General features: G+C 67.0%; 10 protein-coding genes. 8 read left to right on the forward strand and 2 right to left on the reverse strand.

Annotation, left to right across the window (positions count from 1 at the left end; translation table 11 throughout):
• Nucleotides 1-232: 232 nt before the first annotated feature.
• Nucleotides 233-1585, forward strand: coding sequence for a serine/threonine-protein kinase (locus QOZ81_RS15270; RefSeq protein WP_291204321.1), 1353 nt, complete (start codon nt 233-235; stop codon nt 1583-1585).
• 13 nt (nt 1586-1598) lie between these two features.
• Here QOZ81_RS15270 and lpdA read toward each other — a convergent pair whose 3' ends face one another.
• Together lpdA and QOZ81_RS15280 are read right to left on the reverse strand one after the other, a co-directional pair.
• A complete protein-coding gene (gene lpdA, locus QOZ81_RS15275) occupies nt 1599-3002 on the reverse strand; it encodes a dihydrolipoyl dehydrogenase (protein WP_291204320.1) in 1404 nt (467 codons plus the stop codon).
• A 104-nt stretch (nt 3003-3106) separates the two neighbouring features.
• A complete protein-coding gene (locus tag QOZ81_RS15280) occupies nt 3107-4258 on the reverse strand; it encodes an acyl-CoA desaturase (protein ID WP_291204318.1) in 1152 nt (383 codons plus the stop codon).
• A gap of 102 nt (nt 4259-4360) precedes the next feature.
• Between QOZ81_RS15280 and QOZ81_RS15285 the strand changes: the two genes are divergently transcribed.
• The 7 genes from QOZ81_RS15285 (at nt 4361) to QOZ81_RS15315 (ending at nt 12677) form a co-directional block, all read left to right on the forward strand.
• Nucleotides 4361-5665, forward strand: a complete 1305-nt coding sequence (locus QOZ81_RS15285) for a dicarboxylate/amino acid:cation symporter (RefSeq protein WP_291204316.1) — start codon at nt 4361-4363, stop codon at nt 5663-5665.
• 71 nt (nt 5666-5736) lie between these two features.
• A complete protein-coding gene (locus tag QOZ81_RS15290) occupies nt 5737-6192 on the forward strand; it encodes a cache domain-containing protein (protein WP_291204313.1) in 456 nt (151 codons plus the stop codon).
• A gap of 98 nt (nt 6193-6290) precedes the next feature.
• Nucleotides 6291-7886 (forward strand): phosphoglycerate dehydrogenase, encoded by a 1596-nt coding sequence (gene serA / locus QOZ81_RS15295; protein WP_291204310.1) that lies wholly within the window; start codon nt 6291-6293, stop codon nt 7884-7886.
• Nucleotides 7887-8278: 392 nt separating this feature from the next.
• Nucleotides 8279-8929: an HAD family hydrolase gene (locus tag QOZ81_RS15300; protein WP_291204306.1), complete on the forward strand. Its 651-nt coding sequence runs from the start codon at nt 8279-8281 to the stop codon at nt 8927-8929.
• Nucleotides 8929-9444 (forward strand): cyclic pyranopterin monophosphate synthase MoaC, encoded by a 516-nt coding sequence (gene moaC, locus QOZ81_RS15305; RefSeq protein ID WP_291204304.1) that lies wholly within the window; start codon nt 8929-8931, stop codon nt 9442-9444. Before QOZ81_RS15300 ends, moaC begins: the two co-directional genes overlap by 1 nt.
• A gap of 250 nt (nt 9445-9694) precedes the next feature.
• Complete coding sequence (locus tag QOZ81_RS15310; protein ID WP_291204302.1) at nt 9695-10630, forward strand: LysM peptidoglycan-binding domain-containing M23 family metallopeptidase; 936 nt, start codon at nt 9695-9697, stop codon at nt 10628-10630.
• 109 nt (nt 10631-10739) lie between these two features.
• Nucleotides 10740-12677 carry a hypothetical protein gene (locus tag QOZ81_RS15315; RefSeq protein ID WP_291204299.1) on the forward strand — a complete coding sequence of 646 codons (1938 nt, stop codon included), beginning with the start codon at nt 10740-10742 and terminating at the stop codon, nt 12675-12677.
• Nucleotides 12678-12699 lie beyond the last annotated feature (22 nt).

The following is a 12699-nucleotide window of genomic DNA, read 5'->3' on the forward strand; positions in this document are numbered from 1 at the left end:
CCACTGTCCCGAAGGGCTGGGGCGGCGGGGAGGCTCCGGCTCCGCGGGCTTGCGAGTGGGAGCCAGGCACAGCGTGGCGATAGACGGAGGGCCATGCAGCGTCGCGCTCGTCGGCCGATGTCCCGCATCGGCTCTCCTCGCCCTCCTTGCCTGGCTCGCCCGGCGCTCCCAGCGCGGCCCGCGCGAGTTCGGCTACACCCTCTGACCGCCCCTTCTGAGAAGATGGGGCACCATGCGCACCCACATCGGCAAGTTCGAGATCGTCCGCCTGCTGGGGCAGGGCGCCATGGGCGAGGTCTACCTGGGACGGGATCCGGGCATCGGACGCGAGGTCGCCATCAAGACGATCCGCCCGGCCCTCATCGGACTCGATGTGGGCGGCGACGTCCGGGACCGCTTCGCGCGCGAGGCGAAGGCCGCGGGCCTGCTCCACCACCCGAACGTGGTCACGGTCTTCGAATTCGGCACAGATGGGGACCTGCTCTACCTGGTCATGGAATACGTGCCGGGCGACGATCTGGGCACCCTGATGGCAAGGGACGCGCTGAACCCCTCCGACCTGCTCGAGATCCTGGCCCAGGTCTGCGAGGGGCTGGCCCAGGCCCACAAGCACGGCATCATCCACCGCGACATCAAGCCCACCAACGTCATGGTGCTGCGTGAGGACGGCGAGCTGCGGGCCAAGGTCATGGATTTCGGCGTGGCCAAGCTGAGCGGCGGCGACGTGACCCAGACGGGCCAGGTGGTGGGCACCCTCGCCTACATGGCGCCGGAGTATCTGCGCACGGGCCATGCGGAGCCCGCCTCCGACCTCTTCTCCGTGGGCGTCATGCTGCACGAAGGCCTCTGCGGCGAGAGGCCCTTCAACGGGGGCACCACCGGCGCCATGGTCTACACCATCATCCACGATGAGCCCCGCTCCCTGGAGGACACGGTCTTCGAGGGCGTGAGCCCTTCGGTGAAGGCCCTCTCCTCCCGCCTGCTCGCCAAGCACCCCGCCGCCCGGTTCTCGAATGCGGCCGAAGCCGCCAAGGCCCTGCGCGCCGCCAAGAACCCCACCTGGATCGCCCCGCTCGATGACGCCACCGTGGCCCTGCCCAGCCGCACCGGCAGCCGGGCCGGATCCGCCATCCGCGGCCCAAAGTCCAGGCGGCCCTGGGTGCTGGCCACCCTCGGCCTCGGCCTGCTCCTGGCAGTGACGGCGGGTTTCCGGGTGCTGCGGCGCCCCGCGGCACCTCTCCAGTCCCAGGTGAACGCCCACATCAACGACCTGGTGCTCGACGAGGCCGCCAATCAGCTGGATGCACATCCTGAGCACGCCCTGAAGCTGGCGCAGGAGATCATCGACGCCACGCCGGACACCGTACCGGTGGACCCGGATGCCTACGCCCTGAAGATGGCCGCCCTCTACAGGATGAACCTGCTGGAGCTGCTCGAGACCGCCGCCAACGAGGCCCGCGACCGAAAGGTCAGTGGCCAGGAGATGCTGAAGAATGCCAAATTCCGGGCCATGCTGGACCACGAGAAGACGAGGCGGAAGCTACGACCGGAATTGAGGGAGCGACTCCTGAAAGGCGAAGGCTAGGGATTGCCCCGGCCTACATGTTCAGCGCGCGACCATAGACGGCCCGGGCCGCCTCGGGGAACACTTCATTCAGCGTCGGGTGCGGATACATGGTGTTGATGAGTTCATCCACCGTGAACTCGCCGCCCATGAGCGCCACGCTAGAGGCCACCAGCTCCGTGGCCTTGGGGCCCAGGATGTGGATGCCGAGGATCTCGCCGTACTGCTTGTCGGCGACGATCTTGATGAAGCCGTGGGGCTCACCCACGATGTTGGCCTTGGCCATGGGCGCGAAGGGGAAGCTGCCCACTTGCACGTCATAGCCCTTGGCCTTGGCGGCCTTCTCGCTGAGGCCGATGGAGCCCACTTCTGGGTCGCAGTAGGTGCAGGCGGGGAAGCGGTCGTAGCGGATGGGGTGGGGATGCGCGTCCTTGCCCAGGCTCTGGGCGGCGTGCTCGGACGCCACGATGCCCTCGTCGCTGGCCACGTGGGCCAGCCAGGGCGTGCGCACGATGTCGCCGATGGCATAGAGGCCGGGCTCGCCGGTCTGCATGAACTTGTCCACCACCACGCAGCCACGGTCCACCTGGGCCTTGGTCTTCTCCAACCCGATGCCCTCGATCTGGGGCGCGCGGCCCACCGCCACCAGCAGGTGGCTGCCCACCACCTCGCCGGGAGTCTCCCCTTCGAGGAAGCACACCACGCCATCCGCACGCTTCTCGATGCGGGTGATCTTGGTCTTGGTGCGCACGTCGATCTTGTAGGACTTGCGGAGGATCTTGGCCAGCTCCAGGCCGACATCCTCGTCCTCCAGGGGCAGGATGGTGTCCATGAACTCCACCAGGGTCACCTTGGAGCCCAGGCGGCTGAACACGGAGGCGAACTCCACGCCGATGGCCCCGGCGCCGAGGATCACCAGGTGCTCCGGCAGCTCGGTCAGGTCCAGGATGTGGTCGCTGTTGATCACCCGCTGGCCGTCGGTCTCCAGGCCGGGGATGGGTTTGGGCGCCGAGCCCGTGGCCAGGATGATGCGCTTGGCCTCGTGGACGTCGCCGGCCACCTCCACCTTGCCGCCGCCGAGGAGCTTGCCGAGGCCCTTCAGCACGGTCACTTTGTTCTTCTTCATGAGGAACTCGACGCCCTTGGAGTTCTTGGTGACGATGCGGCCCTTGCGCTTGACGATGGCGCCCAGGTTCGGTCTCAGGGCCTTGCCATCCACCCCGTCGATGCCGAAATCATTGGCCACCTGCATCTGCTCGAAGCGGTGGGCGGTCTCCAGCCAGGTCTTGGCGGGAATGCATCCCCGCAGGAGGCAGGTGCCCCCCAGGGCCGTGTCCTTTTCCACCAGGGCGGTGCTCAGACCCAGCTGGGCCGCGCGGATGGCGGCGATGTAGCCGCCCGGGCCGGAGCCGATGACGAGGAGATCGAACTGGGCCATGAAGCCTCCATGGGTCAAACAGGGTCAGTATCCCACGAGCCCCGGGGCTGCGCCCGCCACGGCAGCGATGGGCGCAGACCGGGATCCCTGTCGCGGGACCCGGGTCACGAATAGACGAGCGCGGTCCGCACTTCCAGCCGGGCGGCCTTCCACTCGGCCCAGGCAGCCTTCAGCTCGGCGCGGTGGGCGGTCATCGCCGCCTGCCACTCGGCCTTGGCCTCCCGCCAGGCCTCGGCCCTGGCAAGCCCCTTGGCGCGCCACTCGGCCTTCTTCAGAGTCCACGCTTCGTGCCGGTCGTGCAGGGAGGCGAGAGCCGCATCCAGTTTCAGGCGGGCGGCGGCAAGCCGGGCCTGCATGGGGGTGGCCACGCCGGGGCTGGCGAGGATCAGCCGCTCACGAAGCCGCTTCTCCTCCATGTGGAGCCGCGCCCGGGTCATGGCCGCCTCGGACACGCGCCGGAAACGGCCCACCAGGCCCATCCAGGCCAGGAGGTTCAGCAGCCACTTGGTGGAGTCCCACTGGTACCAGAGGGCGCCGTTGCGGTAGTCCCACTGCCACTGGTGGTGGAAGTTGTGGTAGCCCTCGCCGTAGGTGAGCGGCGCCAGCAGCCAGTTGTCGCGGGCGGTGTTGGCATCGGTGTAGGGGCGGCTGCCGAACATGTGGGCGGCGCTGTTGATGAAGAAGGTCGTGTGGTGCGTCAGCACGATGCGGAGAACCAGGCCGAAGATCAGCTGGCCGATCAGGTTGCCCGTGGCCAGTCCGATCCAGACTGGGATGGTGGCCACCACGGCCCCGATGAGGAAGTGGTGCCGGTGCTGCCACTGCACGAGCGGATCCTTTTCCAGGTCCGCCACGCCGGCCAGGGGGTGGGCCTGGGATTCCATCACCCAGGTCCAGTGGGCATGCCAGAATCCCCGCCGAATGCTGTAGGGGTCCAGGTCCGTGTCCACGTGCTGATGATGCACCCGGTGGTCGCTGGACCACTTGAGGGCCGAGTTCTCGAAGGCCGCGGCCCCGACGCACAAGAACAGGAACCGGACCGGCCAGGAGGCCCTGTAGGCCCGGTGGCTGAAGAGCCGGTGGTAGCCGCCACTGATGGCCGTCCCGATGGCGAAGACCATGGCCAGGCACACCAGCGCCTCGCTCCAGCGCAGGCCCGAGGTGGCCAGCCGCCAGGGAACGAGGGCGAGGGCCAACCCCAGGGTCCCCAGGAGGAAGGTCGTGTTCAGCAGATTCCAGCGTTTGGCCAGGGCCATTCCATTGACTCCAAAACAGAGTTCAATTCTACTCCCCCCCGTCCCATACGGCCCCATGCCAAACTTGCCCTAGGCCCTTAACGCTCTGCCCGCGAGGTTTCCGTGACCGAGAAGCGCCCCTGGTACCGCTCCAGCACCTTCTGGATCTTCGTGGGTCTGGCCATGGGCGTGATGCTCGGCGGTTTCCTGCCCCAGGACCAGTACCCCTTCGCCTACAATCTGTTCCGGTTCCTCTCCAAGGCCTTCATCAGCCTCATCAAGGGGCTGATCGTGCCCCTGCTGCTGTCCACCATCATCGTGGGCATCGCCCAGACCGGTGACATCCGGGCCGTGGGTCGCATGGGTGCCAAGGCCTTGCTGTACTTCGAAATCGTCACCACGCTGGCCCTCTTCATCGGGCTGGCCGTGGCCAACTGGCTGCAGCCCGGCGCGCACCTGCCCATGGACATGGGTGCCCACACGACGGTGGCGGCGGTGAAGGCGAAGACCGGCTGGGAAATCGCGCTGCACCTGTTCCCCTCGAATCTGATCCAGCACGCCGCCGAGGGCGACATCCTCCCGGTGGTGATCTTCGCGTCCATCTTCGGCGTGGCCCTGACCAAGGTGGGCGAGCGGGGCAAACCCGTGCTGGCCTTCTTCGATGGCGTGGCCCAGACCATGTTCAAGTACACGGACTTCGTCATGAAGCTGACGCCCCTGGGCGTATTTGGCGCCATGGCCTACAACGTGAGCCACATGGCGGCGGGGCACACCGTCAATGGCGTGGTGATCAAGGGCTGGACGGCCGTGTTCCACCTCCTCAAGCAGTACAGCCTCCTGGTGGGCAGCCTCTATCTGGCGCTCACCCTGCTGTTCATCCTGGTCTTCGTGCCCATCGCCTGGCTGGCGGGCATCCGCATCCTGGGCTTCGTGAAGGCCATCAAGGATCCGGCCCTCACGGCTTTCAGCACGGCCAGCAGCGAGGCGGCCCTGCCCAAGCTGCTGGAGGAAGTGGTGCGCTTCGGCGTGCCCCGCCGCGTGGCCAGCTTCGTGATCCCCACGGGCTACAGCTTCAACCTGGACGGCTCCACCCTCTACCTGGTGCTGGCCAGCCTCACCATCGCCCAGGCGGCGGGCATCCACATGGGCCTGGGCCAGCAGCTGCTCATGGTCTTCACCTTCATGCTCACCAGCAAGGGCGTGGCCGGGGTGCCCCGGGCCACGCTGGTGATCATCGCGGCCACCTGCGGCAGCTTCGGCCTGCCCGGAGATGCGGGCGTCGCCATGCTCCTGGCCGTGGACGAGATCATGGACATGGCCCGCACCACGGTGAACGTCATCGGCAATGGCCTGGCCAGCGTGGTCATCGCCCGGTGGGAAGGGGTGTTCGGCACCGATCCCGAACCCCTGCCGGACCAGGGACCCTGATCCAGAGCCGTTTTTTTCAACTTTGAGCCGGCCTGGGTCGAAAGAAGGGGAGTGACTTTCGAGGAGCTTCCATGTGCATGAATCGGGCCGCCCTGCTGTGTCTTCCCGCCATCTGCCTCCCCCTGGCCGCCCAGGATGCCACCCAGGCTGAAACGGAAGCCCTGGTGAAGGAGGCCATCGCCTTCGCCAAGGCCAACGGCAAGGAGGCTGCCATCAAGGAGATCACCAAGATCGGTGGCAAGTTCCACCGGCACGGTGGCGAGCTCTACGTCTTCATCTATGACATGGATGGCAAGGTCCTGGCCCACGGCCAGGGCGCCAGCAAGATCGGCGTGAACCAGATGAACGCCAAGGATCCCGACGGCGTGGAGTTCGTGAAGGAGCGCGTGAAGCTGGCCAAGACCAAGGGCAAGGGCTGGCACGACTACCAGTACGTCAATCCCACGACTCAGAAGCGCCAGCCCAAGACCAGCTACATCGAAGTCTGGGACAACCTCATCTTCGGCGCGGGTATCTATAAGAAATAGTCATCGACCGGCCCCCGGCCTTGTCCGGCTGGCGCCCCGCCGCTAAGGTAGTGGATTCCCTGCACGCCGCACTGGATCCGAACCCGACGGGGGACGCCATGAAGATCATCGTGACCGACGAGGTGACCGACGAGGGTCTAGCCCTGCTTCAGCGGGACCCGCGGGTCACGCTGGACGTCTGCCTCGGCCTGTCCAAGGAGGCCCTGCTGGGCTGCATCGGCGAGTACGATGCCATCATCACCCGCAGCGGCACCACGGTGGACAAGGCCCTGCTGGACGCGGCCACGAAGCTGAAGATCGTGGCCCGGGCGGGCGTCGGCATCGACAACGTGGATGTGGGCTACGCCAGCTCCAAGGGCGTCATCGTGGTCAATGCCCCCTTCGGCAACACCAACAGCGCCGCCGAACACACCCTGGCACTGCTGCTGTCCGCCTGCAGGCACATCCCCGCCGCCAACGCCAGCCTGAAGGCCGGCGAATGGAAGCGCGCCAAGTTCACGGGCGTCGAGCTCAAGGGCAAGGTGGCCGGCGTCATTGGCCTGGGCAAGGTGGGCGGGCGTGTGGCCACGCGGCTCAAGGCCTTCGAGTGCGAGGTGCTGGGCTGCGATCCCTACATCGCCGCCAAGCGGGCCCAGGACCTGGGCGTCCGCCTGGTGGGCCTCGACGAACTCTGCCAAGCCTGCGACATCATCACCGTGCACACGCCCCTGAACGACGAGACCCGCGGCATGATCGGCATCCGCCAGCTCACCCGCATGAAGCCCGGAGTCATCCTGCTGAACGTGGCGCGCGGCGGCATCCTAGAGGAAGGCCCGCTGCTCGAAGCCCTGAAGACGGGCCAGGTGGCCCTGGCCGCCGTGGACGTCTGGTCGGAGGAGCCCCCGGCCACGCCCCTCCTCAAGGAGCTCATCGCCCAGGAGCGCCTGGTCGTCACCCCCCACCTCGGCGCCAACACGCAGGAGGCCCAGGTCAACGTGGCCATCGACGTCTCCCGCGAGATCCTCAACCACCTGGACCGGATCCCCATGGAGAACGCCGTCAACCTGCCCCGCTTCGACCCGGCCGTCATGGACCAGATGCGCCCCTACTTCAAGCTCATGGCCGTGCTCGGCGAGTTCGGCCTGCAGCTCATGAAGGGCAACCCGGACCGCATCACCTTCGGCTTCGACGGCGCCATCGCCCAGCACGACTGCTCCCCCCTGACCGTCAGCGGCCTGGCCGCCCTGCTGGACCGGGTGGCGGATCAGCCCGTGAACATGGTGAACGCCGGGCTCGTGGCCGAGCGCATGGGTCTGGTGGTGGAGGAGCGCAAGTCCACCCGGGGCGGCGCCTTCTCCAACCTGGTCACCCTCAAGCTGGACGGCCCCGGCGGCTCCCGCGTGGTGTCCGGCACCCTCTTCGAGGGCTCGCCCCGCATCGTGGGCCTGCGGGACTATGCCATGGACTTCATGCCCGAACCGCACATGCTCCTGCTGAGCTACCTGGACCGCCCCGGCATGATCGGGAAGATCGGCACCGTGCTGGGCCAGCACGACATCAACATCGCCTTCATGAACCTGGGCCGCCGGGAGAAGAAGGGCGAGGCCATGGTGGTGCTCTCCGTGGATTCCCCCGTACCGCCGGCGGTGGTCGCGGAGCTCAGCCGGGTCACCGAGGCCACCTTCGCCCAGGCCCTGCACCTGCCTTCGGCCTAAGAGGTCGTAACAAAACCCCACGGCGCCGCGCGAGGGTCGCCGGGCGAGCCAGGCGAGGAACGCGAGTCAAAGCGTAGCGGGTACTACGCGCGACGAGCGTGACGCGGCATCGCGACGCCCGTCGGCCCTCGCCCGGAGGGAGAAAGCCAGGTGGGCGCCCCGCGGCGTCAGGGCCCTTGAACGATGTCCCGCATCGCCCTGCGGGCCCTTCCTTGCGGTGCATCCCACCTGGCTTCCTCGCGACATCGTCGGGTTTTGTTACGACCTCAAATGCCGTCCGGAGGGGACCGCCTGCTCGCTGACGCTCGCGAAGTCCCCCCCGGACCCCCCCACCGCGCGGCATGGCAAAGCCCTGCCGCGCGGTCTGCCATCATGGAGGCTGGGAGGTTTCTTTGAAACTCATCGCCTGGGACTTCGACGGCACCCTGGTGGACAGCCGTCCCCTCATCGAGGCGGGCATGGCCCACGCCCTGGACGCGCTGGGCCAGCCGCGTTCCGTCATGGCCGAGTGGCTGAAGTATGTGGGTCTGCCCGTGGAAGCCGGCATCCGCCACACCTTCGAGCCCCTGGGGCTGGATGGCCCGACGGTTCTGAAGGCCTACCGCAGCTTCGGCCATGCGGAACACGAGCACATGATGCAGCCCTTCGAGGGCATCCCCGAGCTGCTGGTGGAGCTGAAGGGCCGCGGCCAGCGCATGGCCGTCGTCACCTCCAAGCGCCGCCTGCCCCTGCTCCGCCAGATGGCCCAGTGGGATTGGGAGCCCCTCTTCGACCCCATCATCACCCCGGACGAGGTCACCCACGGCAAGCCCCACCCGGAGTCCCTGGAGCAGCTCCAGGCCAGGACCGGCTTGGCCGCCGAGGACATCCTCATGGTGGGCGATACGCCCTTCGACCTGGACATGGCCCGGGCCGCCGGGGTGCCCAGCCTGGCCGTGGGACATGGATTCTACGATCAGGAGGCCCTGGCCGCCTGTGGCCCCCGGGCCTACGCGCCGGACACCGCCGCCCTGAGGGACATCCTCCTCGCCTGGAGCGAATGATGGCTGAGTTGACCCATCTGGACCCCGAAGGCCGGCCGGTGATGGTCGATGTCTCGGCCAAGGCCGTCACCCGCCGCGTGGCCGTGGCGGCGGGCTACCTGGAGCTGGATGCCCCGGCGGCGGCGGCCCTGACCCAGGGCGGGGGCCCCAAGGGCGATCCCTGGTCCGTGGCCCGCGTCGGCGCCGTCGGGGGTGTCAAGCGCGCCTCGGACCTGATCCCCCTGGCCCACCCCCTGGCCATCGAGGCCGTGGCGGTGGCCCACCACTGGGACGCCCCCAACCGGAGGGCCTGGCTCCGGGTACAGGTGAGCTGCGAGGGACGCACCGGCATCGAGATGGAGGCCCTCGCCGGCGTGACCGTCGGGCTGCTGGTCCTCTACGACATGTTGAAGGCCGTCAGCCACGGCATGACCATCGGCCCGGTCCGCCTCCTCCACAAGGCGGGTGGCCGGCGGGGCATCCTCACCATGCCCTGGGAGGAATGCCCCTGGAGCCCCGGCCCCGGCGAAGGCTAGTTGGAAAACATTTGCATGTTCAAGGATCCGGCGCCCCGTTAAGATAGGGGATTAACTGTTCCTCATTGAACGTCACCGGGGTCCTGACCCCTTCATGGAGGCCTAGCGAAGCAGGCTTTTCCGTTCCAGCCGGGAGTCCCCCATGCGTCATGCCGTTTTGACTTTAGTGCTTGCATCTCTTAGCTTAGGTCTGCAGGCCGCCCCAAAGCGAACCGCCAAGAAGGCCTCCTCCCGACCCGCCGATGGCTCGGTGCACGTGATCAGAAAGGGCGAAACGGCAGCCCAGGTGGCCCGGGCGAACAGCCTGAGCCTGGATGAGCTTGCGGCGCTGAACCCGGGCAAGTCCCTGTCCAGGCTTGCCATCGGCACCCGCCTGAACATCCGCTCCTCCCGCAGCCTGGCCCAGGCGACCCCCCGAAGCGAGGATGCGAACGCGGCCCCTCGCCCGCCCCTCTCGGCCCTGCCAGGTGCTCCGGTGGTGGTCTCCACGCCCATGCCCCACCTGGAGCGCCTGCTGCCCTACCAGGTCCGCAGCCCCCACCCCGCCGACGGGCCCATCAGCGCGGCCCACCTCGATTCCCACCAGGCCCCCAGCACCACGGCCCAGCTCCTGGCCCGCATGCAGCCGGTGATGCCCCCGGTCACCGAGGCGGAACTCAAGGCCCTCCTTCCCACCTATGCCCCGGCGGATCCGGACCGGTTGGACCTGCTGTGGCCCGTGGAGACCCGGACCATCAGCTCGGCCTGGGGTCCCCGCATGCGGACCAAGACCGTCCGCGTGAAGGACCAGCGGAAGAAGCGCGTGCGCTACAAGGGCCGCCACCGGGGCGTCGACCTGACCGCCCCCATCGGCACCGCCGTCTTCGCGGCCCTGGACGGGCAGGTCGTACTCTCCGGAAAGCACAAGCAGTACGGCAACTATGTCGTGATCGAGCATGGCAACGGCGTGGCCACCCTCTACGCCCACCACCGGCTGAACCTCGTACAGGCCGGCGAAATCGTGCGCCGCGGCCAGAAGATCGCCGAGGTCGGCCGTACCGGCAATTCCACGGGCCCCCACCTGCACTTCGAGCTCAAGATCGACGGCGTGCACCGGAATCCCCTGCCGGTCCTGAACGATGAAGAGGAGATCCCCGCGGAACTGGCCGCCCAGAACGCGCTGCTCGGGACGAATCCGCACCACTGAACTTCCCCGCCCTCCGCGGCACAGGATGAGAGCACGCCTTCCGATCCTCGCGCGGGATCAACCCAGGAGGCCGTGGTAGACTGGGTCCTTTCGCCGTTTCGAGGTGGTCATGCCTTTGTCCCGAGCTTTCCTCCAGACCTTGGGGGCCATCGTGCTTCTGGCCATGGCCCTGGCCTGCAAAGGGAAGAGCAAGGGCAGTAGTAGCACAACGGTCACTCCAAGCGTCTCCATCAGCGGCACCGTGACCTACAAAAGGGTTCCCTTGGCCAGGGATGCCAATGGGGTGCCCACGGGGCTGAAAGATGCCGCCATCCCGGCCAACCTGACGAGCCTTCCGGCTCGGGGAGTGGTGATACGGGCCTATCAGCAGCTGGAGCAGACCAAGCCTGATGGGACCAAGATCCTGGTCTGGACCATTGCCCGGTCCGGCGTCACGGACGCACTGGGCGCCTACGTTCTGTCGGTTCCCAAGGATCGGCCCACCATGGTCGAGGTCATCAGTTCCTTCACTGGGGGCAATTCCTCGCAGATCAACCTGGTCGCCGAACCGGGCGGGATCAACAGCACCACGGGCGCGCTTGATCGGCTTCGCTATGCACTTCGGAAGGCTGCGGATGGAACCTCCCCTGCAGGCAATAACGCACCCAGTTGGACCGTCACGGCCGATGCCGTAGTTGATTTTTCCGTCGGTCTGAATGATGTCTGGTGGCTCGTCGATCCTGCCTTTAACCTCGCCAGCAGTGAAGCACCCCTGACGAATCAGGCCGTGCTCGAAACCAGCATCTCGGGTCGGACGACTGGCCTTGGAAGTGGCAGCAGGGTATTGGGCATCGGGGATACGATCGCCACCTTCGTGACCGCATACGGCGCGGCCACCCCCGGGACCACCCTCGACCTTCACTACTGGCCCGGCCACTCTGAGCCTCGCGGTTCCTACATCGAATATGATCGATCCCTCTTTCCGCAGGCTTACGACACGTCCACCGGCAATTTCCACTATTTCGGTTCCATCCGCGGCGCAGACGTCAACGATGACGCGTGGGATGAAGGGGTGATTCTCCCCATGCTCGGGAGGAACTTCCTGTATGGCACCAACCTCGGCCGAACCTTCTCGATCCCATTCAACCCATTGCTGCCTGCAAGCTCGGCGCAAGCGGATCTGATTCCTGATATGGCCCGCATCGAAGGGCTGGCCGACGCCATGGCCGCCAATCTCCTGAAGTCCCCGTACCTCGCCGACACTCAGGGCACCGGCTTGGCCGCTCCTGTCCTGGATATCCGTGACATCTCAGGGCTCCCGCCCAGCCAGTTGACTCCGTATTCCGCTCCGGCCATCCGGGCCTTTGCCTGGGAGATCATCCTGAAGGCGAACAGCCTGCCCTCCCCTGGCACCAGCGCGGATTGGGCCACAATCAACCCCTTGGTAATCCCCAGGTTCTTCCGCGCTCCCGTGAGCCCGACCAAGGCCGCGACCGATACAACGGCTGCCCGCGACCTGGAACCCCTCAGCATCTACAACCAGTTCGATCGGCTCAAAGAGGTCAAGTCCGCCTCGGACCCGGTAGACCTGTCCGCCATATTCACTGACGCGGCGCTGACGACCCTCGCGGCGCCCTTCGGAATCACCTGGCCCCGGCCTACCACGGCGCCCTATGCCGCCTTCGTTTCGGACTGGGGCACTGATCCGACCACGGCCTTCCCCCCTGTGACGCTCAGCATGGCCAAGGCGATCCAGGTGAACGGGTCCTATCCGAACCTCTCACAGGGGGAAATCTTCTACACCGGTTTCAGCCTGAACGCCGACAAGCGATGCACACTCGCCGCCACCATCTCGCCGGCCCTCGGGGCGGGTGCCAAAATCGAAGTGGACATGCCCGGGACGCTGCGCACCTTCTCCTTCACTGGCTCCGGTGGTTCCACCGAAGTCATCGTCATTCCTGTCGCCAACACTGCTCCCTACTACCACCCCCTGCGCCTCCGGCTGAAGAGCCCCGCGACCCTCCAGCCCGATGTCGTCGTGACGCTGGCACTCGTCCCCGCGCCGTAATCGCTGCTTGAGAGTTTGTGGA

This window comes from Geothrix sp., assembly GCF_030219325.1.
Lineage (GTDB): Bacteria > Acidobacteriota > Holophagae > Holophagales > Holophagaceae > Geothrix.